Source organism: Pseudomonas sp. SIMBA_067, from assembly GCF_046534675.1.
GTDB lineage: Bacteria > Pseudomonadota > Gammaproteobacteria > Pseudomonadales > Pseudomonadaceae > Aquipseudomonas > Aquipseudomonas putida.
The window spans coordinates 85,870-100,486 of the sequence record NZ_JAWRYH010000017.1; the positions used below are offsets into that span (position 1 = coordinate 85,870).

Sequence of the window (14,617 nt, forward strand, 5' to 3'; positions counted from 1 at the left end):
CTGCGTTAACTGAAGCCGCTTTGCTGCTCACAAAGCTTTCATCTCGGCAATATCCCTCACCACTTGGTCTGCAGAGTGGTCGAACATCGCCTGTTCCTGCGCATCCAGCGGCAACTCGATAATCCGCTCAAGCCCCTTCTCTGCCAGTACGCAGGGCACACCCATGGCGATATCCGTTCGCCCATACTCGCCCTCGAGAATCGCCACCGCCGGCAAAATACGGTTCCGCCCATTGGCGATCGCATCGACCATCTGCGCAATGGCCACGCCCGGGGCATCGCAGGCGCTCCCCGTCTTCTTCAACCCCAGAATCTCACCGCCGCCCTTACGGGTGCGCTCGACAATCTGTTCGATCTGCTCGCTGGACAGGAAGTGCGACAGCGGCACCGAGCCGATCTGGCAGTAGCGCATCAGCGGCACCATGCTGTCGCCATGGCCGCCCAGCACCAGCGCGGTGATATCCCGGGCAGAAAACCCGGTTTGTTCGGCGATGAAACACTTCATGCGCGCGGTATCCAGCACCCCCGCTTGCCCGAACACCTTGTCCCGCCCAAGGCCGCTGACGCTCCAGGCGCGGTAGGTGAGCACGTCGACCGGGTTGGACACCACCAGCACCGTGGCTGCCGGCGCATGGTGCTTGATGTCGGCCATGATGCTGTCGAGGATTGGCAGGTTGATGCTCAGTACATCCTGGCGCGACTGGCCGGGCTTGCGCGGCACGCCTGCGGTAATTACCACCAGCTCGGAGCCGTCCAGCATGTCGGCTTTGCCCCCGCCGTAAACCCGGGTATCGGAGCCTGATTCCACGGCTGCCTGCCACACGTCCAGCGCCTTGCCCTGCGCCAGCTCGCCCTGTACGTCCATCAGCACCAGCTCACGGCACAACTCCTCCCGCGCGATGATCTGCGCCGCTGCCTCGCCGACCAAGCCGGCGCCCACGATTGTTAGCTTGTTCACCTGACACCTCCCAGCGGCGCGCGCCACCAGGAACACGCCTGCATATACAGAGAAGTATTACCCGCCGAGGCGAAAAGGCCACCCAAAGGCTGATGGCCGGCAACTAACGGGACACTGGCCTGCCCTGCCCAGGGTTCAAACGGTGTATTAACCGCGCATCTGCCAGAGGATGAAATCCACTTTCTTCAGGTCGGTCAGCTTGTTGTGCTCTGGGGTCAGTTGGTTGAACTGGTCAACCCAGCTGGCGCCCTGGCTGGATGCGAGGAAGGCCTGGTACCAGTCTTCCATCTTTGCGTAGCAGCCCTTGGCGTCCTCGATTTTTTTGCGCGAATAGTAGGCCGGCGCCTTCTGGTTGATGTTGCGCAGCACATGAATATCCCAGACCGGTTTGCCAGGGTTCAACGTCGCAACCAGCTTGCTGGAGAACGAAGGCTCGTAACGGCCGGTGGCTTCGTACATATGATCGAGCACGTCGCCAAACGTAGGCTGCGCGGCCTTCATTTGCTGCATCAACTGGTAGTAGGCGCCATACCAGGAGCGTTCACGCCGCTGCACGCGGTAAAACCCGTTGTACATGCGCTGGAACACTGCGTCGGTCGAAACATCCACCGTGTCCACTTGGTCCATCAGGGCCAGGTATTTCTGGATGCCAGGCTTGGCGTTGATAATGGCAGAGGTCACATCAGTGCTGACCATAGTGTGTACTTCCTTGGTTGGCTGACAGTTGCCCGGTGACAGGCGCTTACTGGGTATCGGTTTGGCCACGTCGCGCTTGAGCGATCATGTCATCAAGTTGTTTGATCAGATCGTCTGCGTCGATCTCTTGAAACGCTCCACAGGACGCAGCAATGATGCGTTCTGCAAACTGAGGGCTGTATTCCGGCGCTGCGCTGGCAGGGTCGTTCTGATCAATGCTCGTGTACCACCATTGGCCTTCTACTTCCTGGCCGCAAAGACGGCCCTCTTCCTGGAGTGCGAACAGGGTCATCTGAATTTCAATTCCCGCCAGGTGGGCACCCTGCGGCATTAGCCGCAGGAACAGTTCCGGAGCACTGATGCCGTCGGCTGCGTGTTGAACAATCAGTGCCTTCACCTTCTCGATGTCGCTCATCGCGATGCCCTCTTTATCTCTGCTGCACCCTCGACGCAGGGCGCGGGAATACCGTGGTCAAGGTCGTTGCCTTGCCAACGAGGGCCATATTGAACTCCAATAGGGACAGTTTCTGTCCGGATTCAAACAAAATGATCAATCGTGCCCATCGCCGCGACTATTTGCGCCAAATTCTTCATGCAGCGGGTGAGCCACTCTCCACCGCCGACGTGCACGCGAGGATGGTTGTGTGGGTTCGGCGCCATGGGGATGACAGTGACGACCAGCACGAAAAAACCACCATCAGGGATTTGAAGGTGCTTGAGGAACTGGACTACGTGAAGTCGCTAACGGACCCTGCAGACAAACGAAAGTTGGTCTGGTTTGCGGTGGGCCGAAGCCACTCGCTAGTGCTTTCACCTACAGACGCCATGTCACTCTGGGCGGTTTTCCAGCACGCCGAGCGGTTCGGCCTGCAATCAGCCACCGATGAGTTGAAGGGCTTGCGCGACTATACGGAACTGGTGATGCAGGACGGCGCTGAGCGCAAGCTGAACTTCACCAAGCGTATTACTTCAGGAACGCGGTTTACCCAGCTACAGCCGGGCAAGTACAAAGCCCAACACCTCAAGCAGATACAGATGGCCATCCTCGATAACGAAGCCCTTGAGGTCTGGTACCGCCCGCGTAATGCCGACGGGGTCGAGTGTGTCTACCAGCTCAAACCACTGGGCCTGTCCCACCAGGATTCCAATATCTACCTGTCTGCCTATGTCACCGAAGAGCAGTGGCTGGGTAAGGCACCCGCGCCCGACGTGCCACGAGGCAAGTACAGCAGCAACGGGCCCAATACACTCTGCGCGCTGATGCTGCACAGGATTACCAAGGTAGAGCCGGGCAAGCGGATTATCGACGACCCGGAGGGTTACGACATTCACGCAGACGACGCCCAGACAGACCTGGTGACCATCCACTCCCCTGCCCAAAAAACCCGCCTTCGGCTTAGCCAGAACCTGTACAACCGCCTTGCTGAAAACCCGCTGGATAAAAACCAGAAGCTGTTGCAGGACGGCGACAAATGGCTGCTGACCTGCAAGGTTCGCGACACCCAGGGGCTACGGTTGTTCCTGATGGCAAATGCTGCCGACATCGAGGTGCTGGAGCCGCTTGCCTTGCGGGCGCACATTCATGAAATGCTTACCCTCGCCCTGAAGACTTACGAACAGTGAACAACACGGTTCCAAAAGCACCTTCCTCGTGCCGGTAAATCAACGGACCAAGGGACGAACCACAACAAACAGTACTACCAGGCCCACAAGCCCAGAAGCAACCAGCCACCCGGTCGAGGCCATTGCCTGGAAAAACCCCGGGAAGAAAGGAACCCTCCCAAGCTTGACCAGCGCCAGGCAAAGCCATGGCATCAGGAGGATGTAAAGCAGCGGGATATAAACGATTGCCTGAAGGACTAGCGTCAATCCGCCGGCCCAGTCATTCCAGTGGTGGTTGGACATGGTGATTTCCTTATCTTGAACGTGACGGGGAGTCATCCGCCTCTTGGTACCCCATACCCCCGGTAGTACACAAGGCATGAGCCCCATTTACCATGCCTGTAAACATATCCCCAACCCGCCCCAAAGTGGTCATTTCCAGGAGCGGCCTTGTGTCGCGAAAGGGCTGCAAAGCAGCCCCAGTAATCTATACCTCCGCACCAAACACCGGGTGTACGACAGCTGCCCCGCTCAACTCCTGAGACCTGACAAGATCCCTGTGGGAGCGGGCGAGCCCGCGAACACGGGCGCAGCCCGTGCCACCCACCGTGATGCCTGCTCAACGGCTAGCCGGCGGCGCACTGCGCAGGAAGCGCCAGTCAGCAAAGGCCCAGCCTAATCAGCCGGGGCCTGACCACTCTGCTCCATCACCTTCCCACACTGCTCACTGGCCAATCGACTGATGATCCGGATAGCTTGGTGAATGCCGGCAGTGTTGCGGAAGCTGAGTTGCGGGTTGTGTTCGCATTCCAGCATTTCGTCATGCTGGACCAGGGCCTCGCCGAGCAGTTCGAGGGTCCAGGCGTAGCTTTGGATGGTGGAGAGGCGTTCTTGGTCAGTCATGGCGTGCCTCCGATTGGGCGGAGACGAAGCGGGATTGGCTGACGGTGAAATAGCTGAGGGTCGTCGAGGAACGACGGAGGAGATCGGATGCGAGGGTCCTGCTTGGACTTGAGGTAAGCATGCATGAGGCTCCAAGTTTTAGTTGGAGCTGCCACGATCCTTCCTACGGGATTGGGTGGCAGCTGTGTGCGGGGTAGGAATACCGGGAAACTTGGAAACCCGGCCAGGCCGAAGCCTGCCCACACACAGCCGCCATGACACAGCACGGCAGACACAAAAAAGGCGCCAGCTGTGGTGCAGGGGCGCCTAGTGCATGCGCCAAGTTTACCAACGGGTTCCTACGCCCGGTCACGGGATTTACCGTGACGCAGAGATTTAGCCTCATATTGCTTGGCCGGGCAAGTATGGAAGTTGTAGGAAACGTCTCTGAATAATGTACGAACGGCGCCGAAGCAGCTGCTAACCATACGGACGACTTCTGCATTTCTACTTACATGCCTGGGCTCATGACCGAGCCTCGCTTAATTGATCAGAGCGTCCGCCGCTTCGATTTCAACGTAGTTTGACTCCCCACCACCCTGAGCCCCCGACAACCAACCCCATACGAAATGGAGCGTAGTACGCCCCGCATCATCGACCATGACCCTGCCACGTGACCAACCGGCGAGCATTTCGCCGTCGTTAGTGATGCAGTGGTAAAGCAGCTCGATGGTATCGGGGCCAGTTACTCGACCCACCTGATGGCCGGTCCGAATCCGGCCACCCTGGTAGGTGCTGGTGATCGCAACACCATCGACCTGGTAATGGAAAACCGTGCCAGTGCCAGACAGGCCCTGGGAATTGTTGGCGACTGCAAAACGACGATTGTGCAGCCGGTCTTTGACTTGGGCGAAAGTGCTTTCCATAGCGATGTATTCTCGATGTTGGATGGAACTGGGAGCAGCTAGCTACCGGTAAATCATCGGGGCAAGCTACGAACCACAACAAACAGTACTACCAGGCCCGCAAGCCCAGAAGCAACCAGCCACCCGGTCGAGGCCATTGACTGGAAAACCCCGGCAAGAAAGGAATCCTCCCAAGCTTGACCAGCGCCAGGCAAAGCCATGGCATCAGGAGGATGTAAAGCAGCGGGATATAAACGATTGCCTGAAGGACTAGCGTCAACCCGCCGGCCCAGTCATTCCAGTGGTGGTTGGACAGGGTGATTTCCTTTTCTTGACCATGACGGGGAAACGACCGCCTCTTGCTACCCCATACCCCCGGTAGTACACAAGGCATGAGTTCAATGCGGCCGGTGTGGGAGCTGGCTTGCCTGCGATGGGCTGCGCAGCAGCCCCATACCCCGGCCTGGCAGGAATTACCCACCATCGGCCTTCAACAGAAGGAGCCAGTTGCCACCCCGACATCTGGCCCACCACTCATCAACGACCTCCCCTATCCCTCCAACTCATGGCCGTTCTGCTCCATCACCTTCCCACACTGCTCACTGGCCAGCCGGCTGATAATCCGAATTGCCTGATGGATACCGGCCGTGTTGCGAAAGCTCAATTGCGGGTTGTGTTCGCATTCCAGCATTTCATCGTGCTGGACCAAGGCCTCGCCTAGGAGTTCGAGGGTCCAGGCGTAGCTTTGGATGGTGGATAGGCGTTCTTGGTCAGTCATGGTGTACCTCCGATTGGACGGAAACGGAGCGGGATTGGCTGACGTTGAAGTAGCTAAGGATCGTCGAGGAACGACGGAGGAGAGCGGATGCGAGGATCATGGATGGGCTTGCGGTTGACATGCATGCGGTCCTTTTCGATTGAAGCACCACGCTAACCGTCGCCAAACGATTAGGGTGGCAGCTGTACGCAGGTTGGCGAACCGAGGAAAAGGAACTCGGCAGACCCGAAGGTCTCCCACGCACAGCCGCCATTACACGAAACTGCGGACGCAAAAAAAGCGCCTGCAATCGTGGTCGGGGGCGCCGATGCGCCTTTTCGTTCGGGTCGCCAAACCCGGTCGCGGAATTGGCCGCGACTGGAGTACGGTATCGCTGCGGGGATTCTAATGCAAGATTGTGCGGTGTACGAATGGTCGCGAAAGACTGTAGGCAAAAGCCAGCCAATGGGCGAGATGAAGCTAAGCAGCCTGGAAAAGGCCAACTGAGTCTGTTGCGGAGACAGGAATCGAATACACGGCTTAACATCCAGTAAATGCTGGACAATAGGTGAGAACGACTCAAACCGTATCCCTAAACGTATCCCTAAAGAGGAAACCATCTGCCCGTCACTGTTACATGGTGATGATCCTAGGAACCGATGAGCCGGATCATAAGATGCTAATCCGTTGGAGGATCACCACCTACCCACTCATCCCCTGTCGCTGCTCTGAACATTCGCTTGAAAAGCTCGTGTTCCTCAAGGACAAGAGGGCCAAACCTATGAATGTTGGCGAATGCAGTGAGATACCCACTGATCCCGTGGGAAACAGCCGACAGGATATCGATCATATGTTCTGTGGTCCCATGCTGGAAGTCGTCCACGCGTTGTGAACCGCGAGCATGCATTCCCATGAAATAACTCATTCCATACACTGATCCATGGATGATTTCCGATGAAGCCGCGTAGATGCCAGCGTAAGCGCCAAGAAGTGCCCCCCCTGACGCCCGAACGACTTTTCCGATCCGGTTGATTTTTGCTGGTGTATCCAGAGAAGTCCAAGAGCCTTTCCCTTGACCAGAAAACGCTGGAAAAAGCTTGGCTGCGGTTGCTTTCGGGTCTTGGATAGACCCTAACGTGAACATGAAATCCCCTGTCCCGATCACTCGGTGATCATGCTTCCAGGCTGCGTATAGCCTGTGATCCAAAGCCCTTGTGGCGACCTCCACCGGCTGTGTCATAAAAAATGCCGCATTCACGAATCCTTCAACAACGCCCCTAGCAATTGGAAACAGATCCCTGACAGCGAGCCCCCGCTCGTTCACGTTTTTGATGATCGTATTGAGAGACTGGCCAGCACCCATGGCTACTGCGGAAGCAGCACGTACTTGGTCAGTCTCTAATACACATGCCAGCCATTGACCTTCTAGGAGCACAGGGCCTTCCGACATTACGTACAGCGTGATGTTTAGAAGCTTCAATTGCTCTTCGATTACAGCCCGCAGCGCCACAAGCGACTCACTTTGTCTGCTCACATCTCTTACCTCTGGCCGGTGCAAACTAAACAAGTGATAGGTAAAGCTCGGGAAACCTGACTTCCAGCCAGTTGAGCGTCAGCCAGACCTAACTGGTGAGATATCTTTGCGTCCACTCGTCATCGAGCTTTTTCATCCTTTTCTTCCTTAGGCCTCGGCACCAAGGAAAGCGCCGCCATTCAGCGTGACGAAGAAAATTCGCGAGACGACGTGATCTTCTCCAGGTGGACCAGCCGCCCAGCCTCATGGTCTCAATACGAAGCCTCGCTCGATTCAGCTCGCCCGTGCTGGCCTTCGCGTTCGCAGCTGCTACCAGCTCATAGGGTGGTAAGTCTTCAAGTCTTGCGGCCTCAGCCCACAGAAGATCAATCATGATCAGGCACCGCCTACGGATACCATCGTGACAGACCAACCAGGTTGTGATTTCACTGCGCAGTCGGTCATGCCTTGACTCTTCTGCTGTTGGCCCCAAAGACCCATAGCACTTAAGGTGCTCAGACCGGTTGTCTAACAAGGTACGAAAAGGAGCACCCTGCCTCAGCAGCTCTGTACCGAAAATTGGATAGACGTCCTGAATTTTGATGTTGCCTTGCAGCACCCTGGTGCAGAGGTCACTCAGCATCCCACATACATTGCGAACGGACGCCTGAGCCCATGAAGAAGCGATTTCGTCCGAAAGCCTTTGAGATTCTTCACGGAGCTTCTGAAGCTGATCGTGATGAGCGACTTGGTAAAAATCATTAACCCTACGCCCGAGAAACACAATCGTCGCCCAATCACCCCTAAGTTCAATCCATCGACTGCGGTACATCTCTGCCCAATCAAGCCTCTGCTGCTGTCGCTGCCCTGAGAGAATCTTGACTTGGGCAGCCCCTACGGCGACTAACAGCACCGTCGCTAAAGCGGTCAGCTCAGCATCCTGCATAACTCCTCCCTCCCAAAGCATCAAAAGCTTGATGATGGCCAAGGGCCGGGATCACTGCAAGAAACTATGGGCCATCGCCACAGGGCGAGTGAACCTTCGTATGAGGGTGTTCACCAGGTGAACCAGTTCACTAAGCTCCCAAACCTTCCGCTAACAAGATCACGCGGGTTTCCTGCCCCGTATCTCAGTGTTTTGCTCAGGGTCCCCCCGGCCAAATGCAAGCAGGGCCTAGCACCAAGCGTCAGGAACCGGTTCTCGCTGGAGGTGTTGCCAGTGGCTGGGCGGGGGTAGGATGTATAGTTGCATTTGAATGAGGTTTCAGGTGTTGCAAGTGTATCAATCAAGGCAAACCGTTGATTTATCTCAATATTTTTGGTTGTCGGTTTGCAGTGACGCGCGTGTAACAGCTCAGTGTTGCGTGTAACAGTGTTACGCAGCCGATATGGTCGCTTGCGGATGCTCACGTACGCTGGCGGATGTGGGAATAGCAACTAGTCGAAATGAACCGTGGCATCTTCTCAATCCGCTCATTCCTCGGCCCTAGCATTTCTATAATGCGCCATCATCGGATCAGAGCACCACGGTGGTGAAGCCACCTTCATTGGAATGGTCGCGGCTGGCTGCCGTTGATTCGGCAAGGCCGTGAAGCCGATGCTACTGGCTTAACCATGCATCAGGCAAAGGTTCACGCTCGTTGGTAGGTTCGCTTTCCCACGCTGTTTGTGATTGCCATCGGTTACAGCATATAAGTCATCGGTCGGCCATTCTTTGAGGCAGCAGCCACTCGACGATGAGAGAAACGCTAGCCCTATCAGGCCGTGGACACGGACGTCGTGGACGTGTTGAAGCTTCTGCCGATAGCTGCCGTACGTGAGGGGCCGCGATCGGCCAATAGCTGCCGGACTCAGTCCCAGACCTTCATGCCCTTGTAGGTGTTAAAAGTCTTTCGAAATCACCCGTGGATCTAGGCATCGGTGTGAATGGTTACAAGCTCCCGTTACGTCTGGTCCAAGTTCTATCAAGATGCCATCATGCCGGATACTGCTTTCATCAGCAGCCTAAGCTGGCGGCTTGTGAGGTGTGCATCAGACCCTGACTTCAGAAACGCCCCCCGTGAAAGAGTAAGAAGTGAATTAAGGGGGACGTTTCTAGGGATGGTTACTCAGACGGGTTTCGAAGGAGAGTTAGCGGCATGGGTCAATTGAAAGAGCAAAGTAATCCATTTTCCACAGGTGGCGGCGGTGTCAATTTCGAGACACGCGTACAAGCATCGTTTCTGGTTGCATTCCTAGCTGGCACGCCTGTGCCATGCATGCCTAACAGTGCCCGGATCACTGAGGTGGGTTTTCAGAGTAAGTATAAGGGCGTGCATACTGATGACATTCACATACAAGCTGTGGATGTGTCAGGGCAGATATATAGGCTGTATGTCCAAATAAAGCACGAAATAACAGTAAGTGACGCTGTCGACTCGACATTTTCGGAAGTTATTGGTGCAGCCTGGCAAGACTTTAATAGTCCTGATTTTAATACAAGCTTCGACTCCATCGCGTTAGTCACTGGCCCGCTAACCAAAGTTGATGTTACTAACACTATTCCTGTATTAGAATGGGCGCGCTACTCTTCAAGCGCTGAGGAATTTTTTTGCAAAACAATGGCCGAAGGCTTTACAAGTGAAAAGAAAATAGAGCGCTTAAAGAAGATTCGAAAGCAGTTAGATCGGGCTAATAATGATAAGGCGCTGACTGATGATGAGGTCTGGAGGTTTCTGAAAGTTTTTTATCTCATCTCATATGACGTCGACCAAGCTGGATCTGTTACGGCCGCTATGCTGGGTGCTTTGGTTCAGCAGCATTCAGAGCTACCAGTATCAGCCGTATTGGCGAAGGTTGTCACCGTAGCACAGGATTTCAACCAGTGCGCAGGGACACTGACGATTAGCAACGTTCCTGGCGACTTAAAGAGCCTCTTCAAAGCAAGCGTAAATAATGCACTTGCTGAAGATGTTGAGAAACTCAAGGAACGAAGTAAACATGTCTACTCTGGCATTTCCAACTCAATTAGTGGCACGCATGTCTCGCGATATGAAGCCGTCGAAGCAGTCAGGGATGCTTATGAGGCTGGCGGATTTGTTTTTGTAACTGGCGAAAGGGGGGCGGGGAAGTCTGGCGTCGTCAAAGACTATGCGGCAACAGTTGGCGAAAATGCAGCGATATTCTATGTTCGGGCAGAAGACTTCGACAAAAGCCATCTTAATGATGTATTTGCATCATCTGGAATACGGTCAGACCTGGGACAGCTTGCTACCCATTTTGCGCTAATTCGGGACAAAATCCTAGTCATAGAGTCGGTTGAGAAAGTTTTAGAGCTTAATAATCCAACGGCATTTTCGGATCTTCTGAACTTTATATCTGCACAGCAAGATTGGGGGATCATTGCTACCGGTCGTGACTATGCATACCAGCAACTTGCATTTAATTATTTTCAGCCTCGCGGAATACGGTTTAATAGTGTCAATGTTACGGGATTTTCTAGTGACCAGGTCGCAGAGGTGTGCGCTAGTTTCCCCGCTCTCAAGCCGTTAACAGAGAACCGATCATTGGTAGGGCTTCTCAGTAACCCGTTTTGTATCGATCTCGCGGTGCGTGCTCTAGGTAATGGAGCTGAGTTCGGGACTAGCGAAACAGAGTCAGAGTTTAGGTCAACCATCTGGGGGGCGGTTATTGAGAACCAGTCTGACCGACGAGGAGGGATGCCGGCGCGTCGTCGGTCAACCTTTATCGAAATCGCAAAGCTGCGCGCCAAGAAAATGGTATTCGGCGTTCGTGACGTTGATTTTGATCCGGAAGTTGTGGCAAAGCTAGAGTCGGACAATTTAATACTTAAAGAACCTCGAACTTCACTTATAAGTCCTGCTCATGATGTTCTTGAGGATTGGGCGCTTGAAGAGTTTATTGAGGGCGAGTACTTAGAAAGCTTCGGCAACGCAAGCGATTTTCTAACAGCTATAGGCAATGAGCCCGCTATAAATCGAGGGTTTCGCTTGTGGTTAGGACACAAGATTGCAGCTGGTGAAGAGTTGACGGATTTTATAGAGAATGTTCTGGCTGACGGAGTTGTCGCCAGCTATTGGAAGGATGAGGTGATTGCAGCAATTCTTCAAAGTGATGCCCCCGAGGCTTATTTCGCCTTGCTGAAAGAAAATTTGCTCTGTGATCAAGCACGCTTGTTAATTAGGTTTTTCTTTATTCTGCGCATCACATGTCAGCGACCCATGGAAGGTCTAGAAGGTATCCAGCTTGACGATGATAGTAATGACACAAAATTTTTACTGTTCCTCAGGCCCTACGGTAAAGGGTGGAGTACGCTTTTAAATTTCACTTTCGCTCACAGGCTTTCTTTTGATGAGAGCCACTACCCGCATATTGTGGAGGTATTAGACAGTTGGTCAGAGGGTATCAATATCTGGTCTAAGTTTCCTCCTGAGTCCGAAGCTGTTGGTGAGCTGTGCTTGTTTATGTTAGAGAGCTTCGAGAATTCCTACAGAAGAGAGTCGCTGCGTAGCAAGTTATTGAAGGTTCTTCTGAAGGTAGTTCCAGCGATACCAGAACAGTTCAACGCGTTAGTCGAGAAGGATGTGTTTGTTTCAAGGCGTAGGCGTGAGCGACCGAGGTACGTAGATGAGCTTGTAAGCTTGGCTTTATCTGGTGACATGGTGGCGATGCTCTGCCGCCATCGGCCAGACTTCATCATCAGACTTGCTATGCATGAATGGTTGAGTCCAGAACCTGAGGGTGAAGACAGGATCTTCCGATCAATGCTTGGCGTTGCTGATAGTTATGGTTTAGAAGACCCGCGTGGTTTTTTCCCTGCCAGTGGGGCTCGAGGGCCATTCAAGTATTTACTTCAGCATCATCCACGCAAGGGACTTGACTTCATATTAGATCTTTGCCGGGCTGGTGCTCAAAAGCACGGATGCTCCGAATATAGGCACCGAGAGCAGCCGGATTCAGATGTTCTAGATGAAATGGTGGTTGAGCAAGTTCAACTCTATACGCAAGACGGCACGCAAGTTTTGAACTATGCCTCGCCCCACTTGTGGTGTGGATACCGGGGGCAATCGACAGTGCCATATTTACTTCAGTGCGCACTGATGGCATTTGAAAGCTGGCTAGTTGAGTATGTTGAGAACCCTCCCGCAAAAAACGAAATTACTTGGATATTTGACTACGTATTAAAATCCAGTAACTCAGTACTTACAACATCTGTACTAGCGTCTGTTGCGATTGGGTTTCCTGAAAAAGTTGGAGCCTTAGCTTATCCGTTGTTAAGATGCCCGATGTTCTACAAGCTAGATATGATGCGCAGCCTTAAAGAAGGGGGCGAATTAAACTGGTTTGCTACTCAACGCGATTCAATGTCAAGAATATACGAGGAAGAACGAAAGCAAGCCACATTAAGAACTTGGCGCAATGAAAATCTCGAAACACTATTGACGAAGCTCCAGCTTCTTGAGAACTATAGATCAGAAGCCTGTAAAATCGTTGACGAGCTAATTGAGATCGCAGAAGCAACTGATGATAAGGCTTTGAAATTTTTGATCCATCGCGTCAATACTCGGGAATGGGAGGCAATAGAAGATAAAGAAAACAGCCGAATAATTTTTCAATCCAAACAAGAACTCAGTGAAGATCTTCAGCAGATTCAATCGGAGCATCAGAATAAGCATGCGTCAGATGCTCCTATTAGCCGTTTATACGTTTGGTCAAAAAAAATATTTGAAGACCCCAAGATAAACAGGGATGCTTTCATTTCTTGTGCCGAAGCAATCAAAGATGCTAAAGATATTCTCGAATCACTCATACAGGGTAGAGTTGGAAATCTTGAGATCATGGCTCTCGGGGCCGTGGCTACCGCTGCTGCCGTGGCGGTACGAGACTATTTCAATCAACTATCTGAAGAGGATCTCGGCTGGTGCTTGGATGTGATCATCCAGGTAATCCATCTCCATTCTGATGAATTAGACGGACACACGGCTGTCGACGCAACAGACTCTTCTGGAAGCGGCGCTTGTGCTTATGTTCTTGCTAAACTTTTGGACTGTGAACTTAATCCGGAGCAAGTAGCGAGCCTTCATTACACCATCGTAACGGCTCTTACTCACGCTAATGTTCATGTGTGTGTTTCAGCTGCAAAAGGGGTTCGAGACTATCTGTGGGCGCGAGATGAGGCACTAGCAAACGCTTGTTTAATCGGTGCACTTGAGTTCGCCCGTTTCGAGCTGACAAATAGTTATACTCGGCGCACTTCATACTATGGAGGGAGTTCAGCGCCAGACGAATGGCCCGCCCTTATCTCAAAGTTCAGAGAGGAGGTTCTAGAGGGTAAGTTTACTGCTGAGCCCGCCAGCATTACATCTAAATCCCATTCCATGTGGCGATTCCACGTTCCGATGCTGATGATTCCATTTGGCAGCTCCGAAAATGTATGTGCAGAGCTTTTATCTAGAACAGTTTCCATTGTTTATGATGACGAAAACTCGGACCGGAACATTAATCGATCGGAGCGATTAAATCATGAAGTCAAAAAAGTTATTCAGGATTGCTTGGGAGATCATGCTATAGCAACCAGAGCAAGTAATTTCGAATCTATAATCGACGTTTTGATTGAAGGCTGCCAAAAGGATCCGGGGTTTATCTACGGAGTGAAACTCCGATTTGACGCGTCCATGGAGGCAGCAGAAGATTACAGCGGAATTTGGGAACTCTGGAGTCTACTTGCGCCGCAGATGCATGAGATCGCCTTGACTGATGCCAACACCCAATATGGAGGTCGTCAATTTGAGTTGAATATGTTTATGCGCGGCATGTTGTATGCGGACGGGTTTGCCCCTCGTCACCCAATGAGGGTTAAGGCGCTAGAGGTCGGCGCTCAACTTCTCATAGGTTTTTGCGAGCGATCAGCCGCAAATAGTCTTGTTTTTGAGTCGCTATGTACCTTGATGTATCATTCCCATTATTTGTTCTTTGAAAAGGGTATCGATATTCTGGCCAGAGCGTTTAAGGAGAATCCGAGGGTTCTAGACTCTCGTGAGAATGCGGCATTTTGTCTTGAGATGTCGATGGCGAAATATTTGCAGAGCTCAGGAAGTAAGATTAGTCGCAGAAGATATGAGGCTTGCTTGGATCTGCTCACTGGCATAGTGGAAACAGGCTCTGCTAGGGCCTACTATCTTCGTGAGTCGCTGATTCGCACGCGCAGGATTGCTGTCTGATATGATATGCCCTATAAGTTTCGGCGGCTTATAGGGCATGCGGAGGAAGAATCGCTAAAATAGTAAGTTGGTGCTTTTATCAACG

At 52.8% G+C, this 14,617-nt stretch carries 11 protein-coding genes; 2 read left to right on the forward strand and 9 right to left on the reverse strand.

The features are described from left to right. Window positions 1–27 precede the first annotated feature (27 nt). From SB765_RS26385 to SB765_RS26395, 3 genes are all read right to left on the reverse strand, one after another. On the reverse strand, window positions 28–957 hold the full coding sequence (locus tag SB765_RS26385; RefSeq protein ID WP_410932171.1) for a malate dehydrogenase: 930 nt from the start codon (window positions 955–957) through the stop codon (window positions 28–30). Window positions 958–1,104: 147 nt separating this feature from the next. Beyond that, window positions 1,105–1,653 carry a hypothetical protein gene (locus SB765_RS26390; protein ID WP_410932172.1) on the reverse strand — a complete coding sequence of 183 codons (549 nt, stop codon included), beginning with the start codon at window positions 1,651–1,653 and terminating at the stop codon, window positions 1,105–1,107. Window positions 1,654–1,699: 46 nt separating this feature from the next. After that, window positions 1,700–2,068, reverse strand: coding sequence for a hypothetical protein (locus tag SB765_RS26395; RefSeq protein ID WP_410932173.1), 369 nt, complete (start codon window positions 2,066–2,068; stop codon window positions 1,700–1,702). A 53-nt stretch (window positions 2,069–2,121) separates the two neighbouring features. On the opposite strand from SB765_RS26395, the gene SB765_RS26400 reads away from it, so the two are divergent. Then, the gene (locus SB765_RS26400) at window positions 2,122–3,276 is read left to right on the forward strand and encodes a helix-turn-helix transcriptional regulator (protein ID WP_410932174.1); all 1,155 of its coding nucleotides are present in this window, start codon (window positions 2,122–2,124) and stop codon (window positions 3,274–3,276) included. A 39-nt stretch (window positions 3,277–3,315) separates the two neighbouring features. Here the strand turns inward: SB765_RS26400 and SB765_RS26405 are convergent, their stop codons facing one another. The 6 genes from SB765_RS26405 to SB765_RS26430 form a co-directional block, all read right to left on the reverse strand. Then, window positions 3,316–3,558, reverse strand: coding sequence for a hypothetical protein (locus tag SB765_RS26405; protein WP_016501565.1), 243 nt, complete (start codon window positions 3,556–3,558; stop codon window positions 3,316–3,318). Window positions 3,559–3,930: 372 nt separating this feature from the next. Continuing rightward, window positions 3,931–4,158, reverse strand: coding sequence for a hypothetical protein (locus tag SB765_RS26410; RefSeq protein ID WP_049278030.1), 228 nt, complete (start codon window positions 4,156–4,158; stop codon window positions 3,931–3,933). Between the two features lie 521 nt (window positions 4,159–4,679). Continuing rightward, a complete protein-coding gene (locus tag SB765_RS26415; protein WP_340622720.1) occupies window positions 4,680–5,063 on the reverse strand; it encodes a hypothetical protein in 384 nt (127 codons plus the stop codon). Between the two features lie 529 nt (window positions 5,064–5,592). Continuing rightward, the gene (locus SB765_RS26420; RefSeq protein ID WP_284365305.1) at window positions 5,593–5,820 is read right to left on the reverse strand and encodes a hypothetical protein; all 228 of its coding nucleotides are present in this window, start codon (window positions 5,818–5,820) and stop codon (window positions 5,593–5,595) included. Window positions 5,821–6,478: 658 nt separating this feature from the next. After that, the gene (locus SB765_RS26425; RefSeq protein WP_410932175.1) at window positions 6,479–7,333 is read right to left on the reverse strand and encodes a hypothetical protein; all 855 of its coding nucleotides are present in this window, start codon (window positions 7,331–7,333) and stop codon (window positions 6,479–6,481) included. Window positions 7,334–7,421: 88 nt separating this feature from the next. Then, on the reverse strand, window positions 7,422–8,300 hold the full coding sequence (locus tag SB765_RS26430; RefSeq protein WP_410932176.1) for a hypothetical protein: 879 nt from the start codon (window positions 8,298–8,300) through the stop codon (window positions 7,422–7,424). Between the two features lie 1,150 nt (window positions 8,301–9,450). Between SB765_RS26430 and SB765_RS26435 the strand changes: the two genes are divergently transcribed. Beyond that, window positions 9,451–14,532 (forward strand): hypothetical protein, encoded by a 5,082-nt coding sequence (locus SB765_RS26435; protein ID WP_410932177.1) that lies wholly within the window; start codon window positions 9,451–9,453, stop codon window positions 14,530–14,532. The last annotated feature ends 85 nt before the right edge of the window (window positions 14,533–14,617 follow it).

Coding starts and splice junctions, on each gene's coding strand:
- SB765_RS26390 (WP_410932172.1), bottom strand. CDS start 1,653: ATGGTCAGCACTGATGTGACCTCTGCCATTATCAACGCCAAGCCTGGC.
- SB765_RS26395 (WP_410932173.1), bottom strand. CDS start 2,068: ATGAGCGACATCGAGAAGGTGAAGGCACTGATTGTTCAACACGCAGCC.
- SB765_RS26405 (WP_016501565.1), bottom strand. CDS start 3,558: ATGTCCAACCACCACTGGAATGACTGGGCCGGCGGATTGACGCTAGTC.
- SB765_RS26410 (WP_049278030.1), bottom strand. CDS start 4,158: ATGACTGACCAAGAACGCCTCTCCACCATCCAAAGCTACGCCTGGACC.
- SB765_RS26415 (WP_340622720.1), bottom strand. CDS start 5,063: ATGGAAAGCACTTTCGCCCAAGTCAAAGACCGGCTGCACAATCGTCGT.
- SB765_RS26420 (WP_284365305.1), bottom strand. CDS start 5,820: ATGACTGACCAAGAACGCCTATCCACCATCCAAAGCTACGCCTGGACC.
- SB765_RS26435 (WP_410932177.1), top strand. CDS start 9,451: ATGGGTCAATTGAAAGAGCAAAGTAATCCATTTTCCACAGGTGGCGGC.